General features: G+C 48.3%; 12 protein-coding genes and 1 pseudogene. 5 read left to right on the top strand and 8 right to left on the bottom strand.

What is annotated here, in order from left to right:
* The first annotated feature begins 44 nt into the window (after positions 1-44).
* The 5 genes from L21SP3_RS08285 (at position 45) to L21SP3_RS08265 (ending at position 7,219) form a co-directional block, all read left to right on the top strand.
* Positions 45-2,669 (top strand): extracellular catalytic domain type 1 short-chain-length polyhydroxyalkanoate depolymerase, encoded by a 2,625-nt coding sequence (locus L21SP3_RS08285; RefSeq protein ID WP_077540505.1) that lies wholly within the window; start codon positions 45-47, stop codon positions 2,667-2,669.
* A gap of 522 nt (positions 2,670-3,191) precedes the next feature.
* Complete coding sequence (locus tag L21SP3_RS08280) at positions 3,192-4,076, top strand: PEP-CTERM sorting domain-containing protein (RefSeq protein ID WP_161488153.1); 885 nt, start codon at positions 3,192-3,194, stop codon at positions 4,074-4,076.
* Between the two features lie 649 nt (positions 4,077-4,725).
* Positions 4,726-4,965 (top strand): hypothetical protein, encoded by a 240-nt coding sequence (locus tag L21SP3_RS08275; protein WP_077540501.1) that lies wholly within the window; start codon positions 4,726-4,728, stop codon positions 4,963-4,965.
* A gap of 2 nt (positions 4,966-4,967) precedes the next feature.
* Positions 4,968-5,468, top strand: a complete 501-nt coding sequence (locus L21SP3_RS08270) for a DUF2924 domain-containing protein (protein WP_077540499.1) — start codon at positions 4,968-4,970, stop codon at positions 5,466-5,468.
* Positions 5,465-7,219, top strand: coding sequence for a recombinase family protein (locus L21SP3_RS08265; protein ID WP_077540497.1), 1,755 nt, complete (start codon positions 5,465-5,467; stop codon positions 7,217-7,219). Before L21SP3_RS08270 ends, L21SP3_RS08265 begins: the two co-directional genes overlap by 4 nt.
* Before the next feature lie 96 nt (positions 7,220-7,315).
* Here L21SP3_RS08265 and L21SP3_RS08260 read toward each other — a convergent pair.
* The 8 genes and pseudogenes from L21SP3_RS08260 to L21SP3_RS08230 all read right to left on the bottom strand — a co-directional run.
* A pseudogene (locus L21SP3_RS08260) lies at positions 7,316-7,597 on the bottom strand (transposase); the annotation flags it as partial.
* Between the two features lie 172 nt (positions 7,598-7,769).
* The gene (locus L21SP3_RS08255; RefSeq protein WP_077540493.1) at positions 7,770-8,483 is read right to left on the bottom strand and encodes a YggS family pyridoxal phosphate-dependent enzyme; all 714 of its coding nucleotides are present in this window, start codon (positions 8,481-8,483) and stop codon (positions 7,770-7,772) included.
* On the bottom strand, positions 8,480-8,839 hold the full coding sequence (locus L21SP3_RS08250; RefSeq protein WP_077540491.1) for a hypothetical protein: 360 nt from the start codon (positions 8,837-8,839) through the stop codon (positions 8,480-8,482). The genes L21SP3_RS08255 and L21SP3_RS08250 overlap by 4 nt, the downstream gene beginning before the upstream one ends.
* Positions 8,840-8,854: 15 nt before the next feature.
* Complete coding sequence (locus L21SP3_RS08245) at positions 8,855-10,579, bottom strand: DUF262 domain-containing protein (RefSeq protein ID WP_077540489.1); 1,725 nt, start codon at positions 10,577-10,579, stop codon at positions 8,855-8,857.
* Positions 10,564-12,036 (bottom strand): cysteine--tRNA ligase, encoded by a 1,473-nt coding sequence (gene cysS, locus L21SP3_RS08240; RefSeq protein ID WP_077540487.1) that lies wholly within the window; start codon positions 12,034-12,036, stop codon positions 10,564-10,566. Before cysS ends, L21SP3_RS08245 begins: the two co-directional genes overlap by 16 nt.
* A 116-nt stretch (positions 12,037-12,152) precedes the next feature.
* Positions 12,153-13,178, bottom strand: coding sequence for a virulence RhuM family protein (locus L21SP3_RS08235; RefSeq protein ID WP_193791083.1), 1,026 nt, complete (start codon positions 13,176-13,178; stop codon positions 12,153-12,155).
* Positions 13,178-13,303 carry a hypothetical protein gene (locus tag L21SP3_RS12245; protein ID WP_261340798.1) on the bottom strand — a complete coding sequence of 42 codons (126 nt, stop codon included), beginning with the start codon at positions 13,301-13,303 and terminating at the stop codon, positions 13,178-13,180. Before L21SP3_RS12245 ends, L21SP3_RS08235 begins: the two co-directional genes overlap by 1 nt.
* Before the next feature lie 631 nt (positions 13,304-13,934).
* On the bottom strand, positions 13,935-14,906 hold the full coding sequence (locus L21SP3_RS08230; RefSeq protein WP_077540485.1) for a tRNA dihydrouridine synthase: 972 nt from the start codon (positions 14,904-14,906) through the stop codon (positions 13,935-13,937).
* Positions 14,907-14,939 lie beyond the last annotated feature (33 nt).

Here is a 14,939-nt window from a genome sequence, read left to right as displayed (position 1 = left end):
GAGGTGATTGTTGTCGTTCTGGCGATAGACAGGAGGAATCTTACATGAGACAGACATCCGTCCTTTTATGCTTGCTGTATTTCTTGGTCTGTTGTGCGGCCGCTCAGGACGGCCCCCGCCTGCGGCAAGGGTTTGAGCGGCTGGACGCCAACAAAGACGGTCAGCTATCGGCGACTGAACTCAAAACCGTCCCACGGTTAGAATCGCGTCTGGAGGGGGCTGACCTAGACAACGACGGTTTGCTCAGCTTCCGGGAATTCGCCGGTGCGATCGCGCGATCCATGCGTCGTCCTGCGCAGCCCGAGGAAGCCGGGGGCGCCTTCGGAGCGGGCGATCGCACCCGGACCATTGACGTAGAAGGACAAGAACGCCGTTACCGAATCCACGTTCCTCCGAATTACACAGCGGATCGAAAAACGCCAGTTGTAGTCGCATTTCACGGCGGCGGCGGCAACCCGCAGAGTATGATCCGGCTGAGCGGTCTTAACGAGAAGGCGGATGACGCCGGATTCGTTGTCGTCTACCCGTTCGGCAGTGGGACCGACAAAGATAAGAATCTGACGTTCAACGCCGGCAACGTCGGTGGGTATGCCAAGCGGAAGAAGATCGACGACGTGGGGTTCACAAAGGCTTTGCTCGGCGACCTGGAAGCAGTCGTGAATGTGGACAAGGAACGGGTCTTCGCAACTGGCATCTCCAACGGTGGGATGATGGCGTACCGGGTAGCGTCCGAACTGGCCGACCGGTTCGCGGCGATCGCTCCGGTCGGCGGGCCGATGGGGACCGAGACGTGCACCCCCTCTCGGCCGGTGTCGGTCATCCACTTCCACGGGACGGCGGACGAGCTGGCCCCGTTCAAGGGTGGAAAGGGGAAAGGGTCTCCGAACGTCCCGGCATTCCTCCGACCCGAGTTCTTCTCGGTGGATCACTCGATCCAGGCCTGGGTGAAGGCGAACGGCTGCGGCCCGGTTCCGAGAGTTCAGAAGTTGCCGGATGTCGCCGACGATGGGATGCAGGTCGTGCGAAAGACTTGGGGCAACGGCCGGGACGGATCGGAAGTGGTGCTGATCAAGATTGAGGGTGGCGGACACACATGGCCGGGTCAGAATCCGCCCGTAGCCTTCTTGGGGAAGTCCACCAAGGACATCTCCGCTAATGACCTCATGTGGGAGTTTTTCCAGAAGAATGCGCGCAAGGCCGACAGTCCACAGAGCAAGCAGAAGGCCCCCGAGAACGGCGCAATGGAACTGCTGCGCACTCCGGATGAGCACTTCGCCAATCTGCGCGGTTATCCATTCGAGCCGCGTTATCTCTATGTGGATGATCCGAATCTGCCAGACGGCAACCGCCGAATCCGCATGCATTACGCGGTCTCCGGACCGGCCAATCGGCCCACCTTGCTGATGCTCCACGGAAACCCGTCATGGTCGTATCTCTTTCGCAAGGTCGTTCCGCTGATCAACGAAGCGGGTTATCGGACGATTAGGATTGATTATGTCGGCCACGGGAAATCCGACAAACCGGCAAAAGAGTCCGACTACACGTATGATCGCCACCTTGAGTGGATCCGGCAGGCGTTCAAGCAACTGGACGAAGACCCTGAACTCGCTCTCAAAGAAGTCGTTTTGTTCGGTCACGACTACGGGCATCCGCTGGGCGCGCGCCTGATGGCGGAGCATTACCCGGATCGTTTTGATGGATTCATCAATGGGAATGCGGGACTGAACCGAGGGCGATGGGGAATCGCAAAGCGCCATGATCGCTGGCGAAGTTTTGTCCGTTCGGTTCCTAAGGTTCCTATCGGCGCGGTGGTCTTCCGTAATGACGTCCGGCAGAACATGGGCTTGCCTCCCGGCACGGACGCCGAGAAAAGAGGCTACGACGCTCCTTATCCAACGGGTGACTATCAGGCTTCGATTCGCGCATTTCCTGAAATGGTCCCTGAAGATGCCACCTGGCCGGAAGCGAAGGCCAATCAGAAAGCCTGGGATTTTCTGACTTCCTCCTATGACAGGCCCTATCTGGTCATCTGGGAGAGCATGGACATGCCCGATGTGCAGAATCGGCGAGACGAATACATTTCAAGCACCCCAGGCGCATTTGGTCTGGAGCAACCGCAATTCAGGACGGGTCACTATTCACCTGAAGATGATCCCGAAGGAGTGGCTGGCGCCGTCATCCGATTTCTCAACGATATCTACATTCCAAACCAGTTCGATGAAATACGCCGCGCGACATTCACAGAAAACCTCGAAGGGTTCGCTTGTGAGGGCAATCACTGCTCCCTCGATCCGGAGAAAGAGGCGGTCCGAATGACGCCAGGTTCTCAAATGGTACATCGGGAAACGATAGACCTTTCCTCAAGCGAGGAACTGAAGATTGCATTTCGCTACCTGCCAGAGGGAGTGGCGTCAGGTGGAACACTCTTTGTCGATCTTTGGTCGGATGGTGATTGGGTGAATCTGCGGGAATTCGAGCGAGGATACGGACCTGGCAGGGGCGATTTCAACAATCGCTCGACCGACTACGGATATATCCGGGTCGAACACAATTCTGCAACATTCTCGACTGATGCAAAGGTTCGCTTTCGCTTTGCCTGCGAAGACGAGAAGGCTGCGATCTTCATCAAGGAGGTCGGGATTTATAGGAAGACAAGAAGGCAGAGATAGAGGGGCAATGTGCAGGGGCAGAACAAGCACATTCACTCGGACACCGCTTCGGTCGGCATGACAACCCTTTTTAAAGCATCGGCTAAGCCGATTCCTTATTTTTCGGATTTATAGCTTTTGATTTAGGATTTTGCTTCGCAGCTCTTCGTGTCCTGCTTTAGCAGGCGAAGGATCCGCGGGTCAGAAAGTTCCTTACCCATTAAAAAATCTAATTTCTACCATCTAATTTCTAACATCTGCCTTTCATAGTGCATTTGCTGATAAATTTTGTCAAAGTTTGTGTTGTGGTATTTAAAGGGAGAAGTATAATAGGATTATTAACTAAGAAAATAGGTGACTGTCCCCATTAGTTTTTTGCTGAAGACGTACATGTACACAGTTTTGAGTAAAACTAGGCATGGAATAAAATTTTATTGACCCTGCGGGTCTGAATTTTGTAAAATTAGGATATCGTTATTAGAATTTATGTTTTTAACAGTTTAAATGGGAAATGTCAGCTTATTATTAAGGAGTAATATTCAAATGTCATTTAAAAAAACACTAAGAAACATCCTTGCTGGTGGTTTAGTAGGTCTTGCAGCACTTGTTGGAAGTGCACAGAAAGCTGATGGTGCGATAGTGTCATTTAATCCTGATCAGTCCACATTGACGGATAGACCGATATACGGTATGTCACAAGCAACTGATGATTTCTACTTAACCGGAAACTCCGACACTTTTAAACTAGATAAGAATTTCTCTGGAAACTTCCAAGAGACTGCGGAATATTCTAATGAACATACCATGCAGGATGCTGCGTCCTTAGGAAATGATTATACACTACATTTAGGAATTGATAATGTGATTTATAGAATGGATAATAATACTGGTAATTTTGCTCCTTTTGGTTCGCAAGGCACACTAGGAAGTGCTGGACTGAATTCATTCGGTCTTGGAGCTCTAGCTAGTGAAAATAAAGCATATTCATTCGCAGTGAATGGCAATAATGAAATTATTGGAAAAGAATGGGATTTGAATTCTCTTTTAGTTACTGACACAATCAACTTTGGAGTTTTAGGATCACAATATGGAACACCTACTGGTGCAGAAGCCTATAAATTAGACAATGGAAACATTGGTTTCTTACTTACAACTAAAGATGCTCCAAGTTCAAGAGAAAATTATTTCCTTGACTTCAATAGAGATGGAACATTTACTGGTAATGGTGGACTGCTTAATGGCGCTTTTGGATCACTAGAAGATTTGACTTACAATAATGGAGAAATTGGACTAGGATATGATTCTGCATTTTTTGGTAGAGTTCAAACAGGTCAATACCAAGGTACTGCAATTCCAGAACCAACAACTGCTCTTCTTTTCGGATTAGGTGCTTTAGGAGCTGCTACCATTAGAAGATCTCGAAAATAATCTTTATTTCATATTTTTGAATCGCCACATTTCTTTTAACAATGACCTTTTGCTGAGGCTATCGGGGGGCATTAATTGCCTTATGTTAATTTTGCATCAAAAAATAATATCTGTAAACCGCCCCAAATATAGAATGGCAGTAAATTTCTATCTAATTTACCCCTGTGCCGTTTTTATACGGAGCCAAAAACAACCAGTGGCGTAAAATCCACTGCTAACGATTAACGAAGAAGCCCGGTCATGGAAATGGCTGGGCTTTTTCAATATCCGCATATTTGGCGTAAAATTGGGGGGTTTCGGGTGATTTATGGCTTAAGGCGGTTCTATCCTACCGCTCTCTGTTTTCTTTGGGCTGCCAATAAAACGGTAAATTCTCCGCCGAACTGGCCCGGAACTCTCTAAACCTCTCTGCCAAAAGTTCTATTGTTTTGCTCTCTTACCATAATCGAACCATCTTCGGGTAAATCGCGTGGCAGACGATTCTATCTTTTCAAAACGTACCACACTTTGGTCGCGAGCTCTCATCCCGCCGGATTTCGCTTAACAACCAGCTATCATGAACCCCGCTCTATCGTGACAGCATGACAATTCAGTGAGTTAACAACGGGTGTCAGGTAAACCGAAACCGAACCCCCGATTGGAGCTGAACATGTCAAAACTTAAATCGCCAAGCTATGCCGAAAAACTCTCTGCCGCTCATCGCCGAGCCATCCTGGTCGAGATGTTCTCTGAAGCGGCCTGCCGACTAGCGGGAATCTCCGTAAATTCGCCAAAATCCGGCAAAAACCTTTCAGAAAATGCAGATTCTGCGTTAACCGGACTTGATGTTTCCGGCAAAACGAGGCTTCATGTGTCTATCGATAAACCCTTAGAGCACAAGGAGCTATAAAAATGAATATGACAATTGAACAACACCAGAAACGCCTTGAGAAGCTCTCTATCGCCGAGCTGCGGGAAGAGTATGAGAAGGTCTTCGGTGAGATCACTACCAGCCGCCACGCCAGGCATATCATAAAGCGGATTCTCTGGCAGATGCAGGCAAACGCCTATGGCGGGCTTTCAGAAGAAGCTCTGGAGCGGGCAAATAAGCTGGCTGACCTGAATCGGCTTCGTATGACTTCACCACGGCCAAAACCACCCTCGGAGGACGCTCAGACCGTCAGCCGGACGCTGCCGCAGACAATCACTTCGAATCAGTCTGACGTTGCACCGGGGACACAACTTGAGCGGATGTACAAAGGCCAGCGCATTGTGGTAACCATCATGGAAAACGGAGTGCGATTTAATGGCCAGCTCTATCGCAGTTTGTCGGCTGTCGCCAAAGAGGTCACCGGTACACATTGGAATGGCAAGCTCTTCTTCGGGCTAAAGAAAAAGAAAGGCAATAAATGAAAACAGATATACCCAAGACAATCCGCTGCGCCATTTACACTCGTAAATCGACCGATGAAGGACTGGAGCAGGAATTCAATTCATTGCATGCCCAACGTGAAGCAGCAGAAGCCTATATCACCAGCCAGAAATCTCAAGGCTGGACATGCCTGCCGGATCAATATGATGATGGCGGTTTCACCGGAGGCAATATGGATAGACCCGCATTAGGCCGCATGCTGGCTGACATCGATGCCGGTTTAATTGACTGCGTGGTTGTCTATAAGGTTGACCGGTTGAGTCGTTCGCTGATGGATTTTGCAAAAATTCTGGAACGCTTCGAATCCAAGGGGGTGTCATTTGTTTCGGTTACACAGCAGTTTAATACAACCACCAGCATGGGGCGGCTGACGTTGAACATTCTTCTCTCGTTCGCGCAGTTCGAGCGTGAGGTTATTTCTGAACGTACACGCGATAAGATTGCCATGGCACGCAAGCGAGGTAAATACACTGGCGGCAGGCCAGTGCTCGGATACGACATTTCGGCAGAAGTCGGCAAGCTCGTCATTAATGAGATCGAAGCTGAGCGAGTGCGGACGATTTTTGATATGTACCTGCGGCTCGGCAGTGTCCTACCGGTAGTTGAAGAACTCCGCCGGTTCGGCTGGCATACCAAGGAATGGGTTACCCGAAAAGGCACAGTACATAAAGGCCACCCATACGACAAGAATCGCGTTCATGCCTTGCTGAAAAATCCTATCTATACAGGCAAAATGCAATACGATGGCGTTCTTTACGAAGGCGAACACGAAGCTATCATTACCGAAGAAATCTTCAAGCAGGCGCAACGCCAACTTGCCGCCAATCGCAATGTGCCAACCTGCGCCAAGCCCAACAAACATGGCGGGATATTGAAAGGCATCATTCGCTGCAAAACCTGCGGCTGCGGGATGAGCCACTCGTATTCTAAAAAGGCCGACGGGCGGCGATACCGTTATTATATCTGTAACAATGCCACGAAGACTGGTTGGAAGAATTGCCCGCATCCGTCACTGCCAGCTGCTGAGATGACAAATGAAACAACCTTTGCCGGTGCCGGCTGGGATTTTGACAAAAGTGATGGAACTGCCGACTGGTTCATGAACGGTTATCCTCAATTGACCTGGCAGCCGCCTGCAGAGAAAGTTGACTTTGATGAACTTCTGACTCTGACAGAGTACTGGCTGTTCACAGGTTGCACCTCGGATCAGCCGTGTACTAGTGCCGATTGGTACACAGATGGCAAAATTAATTTGCTTGATTTTAGACAGTTGGCATTAAGCTGGATGGGTGAGGATATGATCTTTCAGCCGCGGTCTGTTATGACCGATGATTTTGAAACAGGTGATTTTACTGCTCTGGACTGGGACGACTACTATACTGATTGGATCATTGATGATAGCACTGTTTTTGAGGGAAACTTTAGTGCCCGTTCAAAAGTGATTACTAACAATCAAAGAAGTGATATGTATGTAGAAGTCGATACTACCGGTTTTGACCGTATTAGTTTTGTTTGTAAAGTTTCAAGCGAACTTGAAGATGATTACTTGTATTTCTATATCGATGGAGTTGTTCAGCAAAGGTGGAGCGGCGAAAGCAATTGGCAGTTACAAACATTTGAAGTAACCGAAGGCGTGCATTCTTTTATGTGGACTTTTGCAGATGATGCCTCAACAATTGGTGGAGCCAATGCCGCATGGGTCGACAATATAAGACTATTCAAAGCCGAGTAAATAAATAAGTATTTGGTAGGATCATGCAAGATTATTTCTGTAAAATTGATTTTTATTTGAATTGGCGTCCTCGGCTTCGTCCTCTATTACGTTATTCATATTCAGGTATTTTCTTCCAGCGACCCAATCTTCTGATATTTCGATTTCTATTGCGCTGATTAGTCTTATTAGAGCTTTTTCGTTTGGGAATATTCCTGCTACCCTGGTTCTTCTGTTGATTTCTTCGTGCAGTCTTTCGAGCATATTTGTAGTTCTCAATCTTTTTCTGTGTTGTTTTGGCAATTCAAACACTGCCAGTCCTTCTGGCAGATTTTCTTCCATCCACTCAGAGAGCTTAGGTGCCTTATCGGCATATTTTTTGACATAATAATCGAGCCTTGATTTTGGATAGTGTAAAATCTTTCCTGTAAATTGGGTTAAGGTTATTCTCTGGGTGGAGGTGAGGAGGCCGAAAGATTTCGCTTCAAATCGTAAACCTCAATCAGAATTGGTCTGAGATAGATACCGAACTGACTAACATATTGAATTAGAGCCGAAAAACAAAACTGATTCAGGCGAATATGGCCGAGCCGATGCGGAGGTCTGTTGCCCCTTCTTCCACAGCGATTTTGTAGTCGTTTGTCATCCCCATGCTCAGGCGTGAGAAGCCTTCTCTGAGGTTTTCGGGAAGTGCTTTTCGTGCTTTTGTCAGTGTTTCACGTGCGAGGGCGAATGTTTCATGGAGGTGTTTCTCGCTGGCCTCGAAAACTGCCATAGTCATAATGCCGGCGGGTATAATGTTCTCATGCTCTGCGAGCCTTGCGGCGAATTCTGCAGCCTCGCTCGCAGGCACGCCGTACTTTTGCTCTTCGCGGGAGCAGTTTATTTGAATGAACGCCTCAAGCTTTCTCCTCTGTTCTGCGAGGAGCTTATTCAAAACGCCGGCAAGCTTAAGCGATTCGAGCGAATGGAGCATATCCATCAGCGGGAGGAAGTGTTTGGCCTTGTTTCTCTGCATATGGCCGATCATATGCCAGCGGACGCCGGGCAGAAGCTCTGATATTTCTTCGCTGTTTTCTGCGGCCTGCCTGATTTCGGAGAAATGCTGGAGGCGGTTTTCCCCGAGGTTGGTGCAGCCCAGGCGAACCGCCTCTACCACCTGCTCGGGCGCTGCGGTTTTCGTAACAGCAACAAGGCGCAGCTCATCCCTGCTCCGGCCTGCCCTTTCACAGGCGGCTTGGATATTCTCTTCTACGATATTCAATTTTTCTTCGATCTTGCTCATTTTATTGCATCAAATGCGTCGTTTTTGAGGTTTTCGCTGCCGCAGTACATACATTTCTGATGGCGGGGGTTTAATGTTCGCCCGCAGCTGGCGCATTTCTTCAGCTCCTTGCGGAGTTTGCCGTCCAACTCGCCGTCTCGCATATCTATCTCGGCAGCTTTGCTGAAAAGCTCGTCATCAGTGAGGTTTGTCTTTTCGCTGAGCAGCTCCCAGAGCGCACGATTAACGAGGATAAGCCTGTCGAGCTGGTCTTCGAGTTCGTTTATTCTGCTCTGATTGCTGCGGGTCTTCCCGCGGCTGATTGTATCAACCTTGGCGTTTATGAACGTGTCTGCTTCTCTTCCAATATTGTACATAGCATTTGCCCAATCTCAAAACCGCCATATTTCGCAGGCAAGCCTTGCCATTTCCTTCTGCCTTGAATCTATCGCTTCAGGTGTCCAGTGCTGCGGATAGTACTCTGCTATTGCCTGTGTTGTTTTAAATTTGCTGTTTTTGTAAACATCGAGCTTGTATATGTATGGTTTATTGCCCAGATGCTGGTTTTCTTTCTTTTTAAGCAGGCAGAGGTTTCCGATTCGCTCGCTGAAGATATTGAGGTTTTCGCTGCTGAATTCCTGCCAGTTTTCCTCTTGCGGGTTTGTCGGAAGTATATGCTCGATATCGTACTTACTGCTTTCAAAGCTTATGTCCAATTTGTTCCTGCTTTTCGGCAGCTCAAGCAGGATATATCTTGCAATTTTGTTCCTGCTTTTCGGCAGCGTTTTAGTTTCAAAATGTGATTTGAAGGTCTCGTCGGGAGGCATAATCTCCCTAAGCCTTTCAATCACAAATCCTGCCTCTTTTTCATGGTCGAGCTCAAGACAGATTTTGTTGTACTCCTTTTCCTGCTCATTTGGATTAAGCCCGCAGATAACATTATACCTGAATGAAAGAATGCTGCAGGCCTTGAGGATTTTGGTAAAATCAGAGGTCTTAAACATCTTAAAACATCTCAGCAGAAGCGGGTAGGGCTGTTTTACCCTGAAGAGCTTAAGCTCTTTGAGCAGCATCTTCTGTTCGGGGTCTAAATCGCCCTCTTCGGGATTTTTGAACACCCTGTAGATATCTGCGTTGTTCCGGAAATCTCTGAGAAAATCAAAAACCTGCTTTTCGCTTTTTATTTCTTTCTTGAGCGATTTGAAAAGCCGGCTCTTTCTGCAAAGCTTTCTTCTGCTGTTCCAGTATATCCTCAGAAAATCGGGGATCTGCTCAGACTGCAGGATTTCTATTATCTCTCTCCAGTCTCTGTCAACGGCATCAAAATATTCTGCGTTGTTATCAACGATTGAGAAGAAATAATTCTTCACAAGATCTGTCGGCGAGAGCTGCACGCCTCTTGCATTGAGCGTTTCAAAAACTGAGTATGCGTTTATCTCATCACGCACATAGATGGTTGTGAAAAAGAGCTGCTCGGTAAGACGGCTTATGAAGTTTGCGATATCTATGCTGGTCTTGCAGCTTTCGGCGATACGTTCATAATACCAGTTAAAGGCCTTCTTCAGCAGATCGTTAGACTTGCTCAGCCTCCTTGCGGGCATATCCTCAAGCTGCACGAGCGTTTGTTCGTAAAAACGGTCGTTGTTTGCGTTGAGATGGAGCTTTCTGTTTGTTAGAAGCGAAACATAATCCATCTCGCCTATGAAACGGTTTCTAATCTGCTCTTCTCTCTGCTCGTTTTCGCTGTTTTCTTGGTCGCTGAGGCCTCTGAGAACCTTCAAGGCAGAGAGTATCATAAGGTTTATTGTGGTGATTCTCTGCTGGCCGTCGATTATGCGGAAGTTTTTCCCGCCGGAGCCCTCAAGCACAAGATATCCCATATAATGGAAGGATTCGCCAGGCTCCTGCGAGCCTTTCTCACCCGATGCCTGAAGCTCTGCGAGGTCCTGCCAGAAATCGTCCCACTGCTCTTCGCCCCAGCTGTAGTCCCTTTGGAATTTCGGCACATAGAAGCCCCTGCCGTTACCGAACATTTCGGTAAAGGTTTCGTTCCTTGATCCGAAGCCAAAATTTGCCATCATTATTTCCTGCTGAAAACCGGTTACTGCATAACCCATTCAGTTCCGTTTGGGGTGTCTTTGAAGGTAACGCCGAACTTTGCCATCTCGTCTCTTATGCGGTCTGCCTCTTGGAAGTTTTTCTCGGCTCTGGCCTTGGCGCGTTTCTCGATTACATCCTGCATAAGGTAGTCTGCGAGGTCTGTAAGCGCTTTGGAATCTTCGGGGTAGCTCTCGCGCACAACGCCCAGCACATCCCCGCCCAGCGAGCTGAAGAGCTCATCAACTGCATTAAGCGATGCCCTGTTTGCTTTGCCCGCTTCCTTTTCTGCAAGCTTTACCAGCTCATACAGCACAGACAGCGCAACACTCGTGTTGAAATCGTCGTTCATCGCCTTCTCGAAGCGGTGGCGAAGGCCCTCAAGCTGCTTTTGCACCTTCGGATTCATCTCGCCTTCAGGGGCCTTCTCGGCCGCCCTTCTAACGGCCTTCACAGCCGAAGATATCTTATCGAGCCCGCTTTCCGCCGCAGAAAGAGCCGCATCGGAGAAGTCCAGAGGGCTTCGGTAGTGGCTGTTGAGGATCAGCATACGAACAGCAAGCGGGTCGTAGGCCTTGCTGAGACGTTCATGGCTGCCGGCGAACACCTGCTTCAGGTTGATGAAGTTGTTCAGGCTTTTGCCCATCTTCGTTCCATCAACGGTAACCATATTGTTGTGCAGCCAGTATTTCACGAAGGGGCATTCGGTTACCGCTTCGGACTGGGCGATTTCGCATTCGTGGTGCGGGAATTTATTCTCCAGCCCGCCGCCGTGGATGTCGATTGTATCCCCGAGATACTTCATACTCATCACCGAGCATTCCAGATGCCAGCCCGGATATCCCATCCCCCAAGGGCTCTTCCACTGCATTATATGGTTCGGCTCTGCCTTTTTCCAAAGGGCGAAGTCTGCGGGGTGCTTCTTTTCCGATTTCACATCCACACGCGTTCCGCTGAGCATATCCTCAAGATTCCTGCCGGAGAGCTTGCCGTAGCCTTTGAAGCTTGTAACATCGAAATATACCGAGCCGTTCACCTCGTATGCGTGGCCGGCGTCTATAAGTTTTTCGATAAGCTCTATCTGCTCGGGGATGTGCCCTGTGGCCCTCGGGCTGATATCCGGCCTGCGGCAGTTGAGCTTGTCCATATCCTCGAAGTAGCTGGCGGTGTAGTATTCGGCCAGCGCCATCGGATGCTTTTTCTGCTTCTTCGCCGCCACTGCAAGCTTGTCTTCCCCTTCGTCGGCGTCGTCTGTGAGATGGCCTACGTCTGTTATGTTCTGAACGTATGTCAGATCGTAGCCGAGGTATTCGATGTATCGGGCGATGATGTCGAAGCTTACGTAGCTTTTTGCGTGTCCGAGGTGGGCATCGCCGTAAACGGTAGGCCCGCATACGTACATACCAACTGAACCTTCATTGATCGGCTTGAAGCTCTCTTTCTCTCTGGTTAGCGAATTATATATTTTTAAGCTCATTTCCTGTTTCCTGTTTCGGGTGGTTAGCGAAGTTGAAACACTGATGTTATTCTATATTCCTACGCAAGGATTGTAAACAGCAAATAAAGCAGGGGGCAAAGCTGCGGGCTTATATCTTAATGCTGAGATCTCTTTTCGACTTGGTTTTCTATTTCTCTAATTTCTTCCAAGTCTGCTTTTCGAGCCTCAAAAGCTTTTCTTTTTTCATCAAATTGCTGGTATATCTGCCTTGCCGTTTCTTCCATCTGTTTATTGCTTACCGAACCCCGGTCTTTGAGTATCTTCCTATCGCTAAGCTGGATGATTCTTTTGGCATTATCCCGCCAGAAATCGAGCGTTAAATCTCTGCGTTCTTTTGCCCTTAATTCTGCTGTCTCCAAAAATACTGTTACAAGTCGGCTCAGTGTGTCGATTTCATCTTTGAAGAGATAATTTTTAGCAGTAAAAATATCCCTCTTTCGCACTATAGAGCCTTCCCAAGAGGTAAGAGCCATATTGGGCTTATCAGCATCGGCTCTGGAGACAATAAGCTCAGCGGCAGTTTTGCCGGTAACGGCATAGATGAGTTTATTCTGCGTTTCAGCGAAGAACATCTGCGCTGCTTTATCTGTTTTGTCATAATCGCTGCTCAAAGAAAACAAATCTTTAAGTTTCTGATAAAAACTTTTTTTCGATGCCCGTATATCACGTATTCGCTCTAAAAGCTCGTCGAAATAATCCGGTCTCCCGTCAGGATTTTTAAGCCTTTCATCGTCAACCACAAACCCTTTAACCATATACTCCTTGAGGTTTCGGTTTGCCCAAGTCCTGAATTGGGTGCCTCTCTTTCCTCTTACTCGGAAACCAATCGCCAAAATCATATCAAGAGCGTAATAAGTAACGCTGTAATTTTTGCCGTCATCGGCAGTTGTAAAGTAATTCTTTACAACTGAATTTTTGTCTAACTCTTTGTCATTTAGTATTTTAGCTATATGCTGGCCAATGTTTTGCTTAGAGGTGGCAAAAAGTTCAGCAATCTGATACTGATTGAGCCATAGCGTGCCGTCTTTGGAATAAAGCCGCACTGAAGACTTGCCGTCTGGGCTGTTATAGATAATTATATCGTTCTGCCCGCTCAAATTCTTATCCTGACTGCCTGACATTATCCTGCTCCATCGGCCTTTTGACATTCTCTGTAAATCTGGACATATTTATTGAGGCTGTCTTTGAACCCCTGCCTTGTTCTAACCTGCATTGAATCAGGTGCGGTGTTTGTATGCTTTGTCATTTTTCCCTGCTTAAAGAAAGGAATCCTCCGTATGTATTGTGCGGTATTATAAAGGCTTTTCAAAGTCTTGTAAAGTGCTTTTTGCTTGGGCTGATCTGCAGTATGCGACAATTGGCAGGGCTTTTCTAAAAAGGTCTCAGATTACCGGCGAAGAGGAGCTTTAAGATGTGCTGAGGAATTACTAACCACTAATTCACGCTAATTCTCACTGATGATTTTGCCACTTGCTACTCGCCACTCGCCACACGCCACTTGCCACTCGCCACTTGCCACGAATCTGTCCGCTTGTTCTCCGCCTTCGGCGGACAGGCTTGGCAAAACCATTTACCGCAGTCGGAGAGTAAACGGAGGAAGATTTTTTGGGCGGGTAATTTGTTTTGAACCAAGTGGGATTGGTTTAAACCGCGAAGGGCTCGAAGGGCAGGAAGTTTTGTTATAAATTGTTTTACAGCAAGCTCTTACATTCATAAAATTATCTGTGCGATCAGTGTCATCTGTGGATAATAGTTTTACCAAAACATATCCCCTTCGTGTCTTTCTATGACTTCGTGGTAAAAAGACATAAAATATGTGGATAAAACCTAACTCTCGTCCAGAGCATTTTGTTTGGTTTATTGTAATGTGAATTATATCAGCAGTTGAAATTTCGTTTGATTATCTCGAGAAGCTGCGTTTCTATTTCTGCCTCCATAATTTCCAGCACCACCTTCTTCCTCTCTGGATGCCGTTTGCAGTACTGAGAGGCGAACTTTCGGAAGAATCTCGTTACCCTTCCCTCCTCCTGAATCTGCTGCAGAAGCCTGATATGCCTAATCATCACCTCGCCAGCCTCCTGAACGGTGGGCGGGGCCGGTTTTTCTCTGCCTTCGACAATCGCTCTTGCCTCGCTTATCAGCCATGGATTTCCCACGATCCCCCTTGCAAGCAAAACGCCGTCTAAGCCGGCATTGAGCTTTTCAGCTGCAGACTCGGGGGAAAAGATATCGCCGCTGCCGATTACAGTTAGCTCGGGATGAAGGCGTTTGATTTCATATATCGGCTCCCAGTTCGCAGAGCCGGAATACTTCTGGAGCGTTGTCCGCCCGTGGATAACCAGCGCATCTGCCCCGAGCCGGCTGAGCTTTTCGCAGATTTGATAAAAGCTCTCAAGCGATTCTGGGCTGCTGTCGAAGCCTGTCCTGAGCTTTACAGATATCGGCAGGCTGATGCTCCCGCGCACCCTCTCGAAAATCTCGCCCACGGCCTCAGGCTTCGAGAGCATATGACCGCCTCTTCCCCGCCTCAAAACCTTCGGTGCTGGGCAGGCGAAATTGAGGTCTAAAAGCTTGTAGCCCGTGCGTTCGAGATCCTTGGCTGCCTTTGCCATAATCTCGGGGTCTGTGCCCATAATCTGGGCGCCGAGAAGCTCCTCTCCCGGATAAGGCCTGAAGCACTGCTTGCTTAGCACCTTCGGCATCGCTGCGGATTTTGCCAGAAACACCCCGGGGAAAGTGAGCTCTGCCCCGAAGTCCCTGCAGATATTTCGCATTGCCCAGTTTGTATAGCCGCTGAGCGGGGCAGATATCAGCGGACACGATAATGTTAAGTCTCCGATTTTCAGCATAGCGGGGTATTAGATTGAGAAGAGGGGTTAAGT

Origin of the sequence: Sedimentisphaera cyanobacteriorum, from assembly GCF_001997385.1 — a bacterium.
Lineage (GTDB): Bacteria > Planctomycetota > Phycisphaerae > Sedimentisphaerales > Sedimentisphaeraceae > Sedimentisphaera > Sedimentisphaera cyanobacteriorum.
This window is presented reverse-complemented; position numbering and strand designations above follow the sequence as displayed.

Bases quoted from the DNA above. Each gene is read 5' to 3' on its own strand.
- L21SP3_RS08285 (WP_077540505.1), top strand. From the start codon at position 45: ATGAGACAGACATCCGTCCTTTTATGCTTGCTGTATTTCTTGGTCTGT.
- L21SP3_RS08280 (WP_161488153.1), top strand. From the start codon at position 3,192: ATGTCATTTAAAAAAACACTAAGAAACATCCTTGCTGGTGGTTTAGTA.
- L21SP3_RS08275 (WP_077540501.1), top strand. From the start codon at position 4,726: ATGTCAAAACTTAAATCGCCAAGCTATGCCGAAAAACTCTCTGCCGCT.
- L21SP3_RS08270 (WP_077540499.1), top strand. From the start codon at position 4,968: ATGAATATGACAATTGAACAACACCAGAAACGCCTTGAGAAGCTCTCT.
- L21SP3_RS08265 (WP_077540497.1), top strand. From the start codon at position 5,465: ATGAAAACAGATATACCCAAGACAATCCGCTGCGCCATTTACACTCGT.
- L21SP3_RS08255 (WP_077540493.1), bottom strand. From the start codon at position 8,483: ATGAGCAAGATCGAAGAAAAATTGAATATCGTAGAAGAGAATATCCAA.
- L21SP3_RS08250 (WP_077540491.1), bottom strand. From the start codon at position 8,839: ATGTACAATATTGGAAGAGAAGCAGACACGTTCATAAACGCCAAGGTT.
- L21SP3_RS08245 (WP_077540489.1), bottom strand. From the start codon at position 10,579: ATGGGTTATGCAGTAACCGGTTTTCAGCAGGAAATAATGATGGCAAAT.
- cysS (WP_077540487.1), bottom strand. From the start codon at position 12,036: ATGAGCTTAAAAATATATAATTCGCTAACCAGAGAGAAAGAGAGCTTC.
- L21SP3_RS08235 (WP_193791083.1), bottom strand. From the start codon at position 13,178: ATGTCAGGCAGTCAGGATAAGAATTTGAGCGGGCAGAACGATATAATT.
- L21SP3_RS12245 (WP_261340798.1), bottom strand. From the start codon at position 13,303: ATGACAAAGCATACAAACACCGCACCTGATTCAATGCAGGTTAGAACA.
- L21SP3_RS08230 (WP_077540485.1), bottom strand. From the start codon at position 14,906: ATGCTGAAAATCGGAGACTTAACATTATCGTGTCCGCTGATATCTGCC.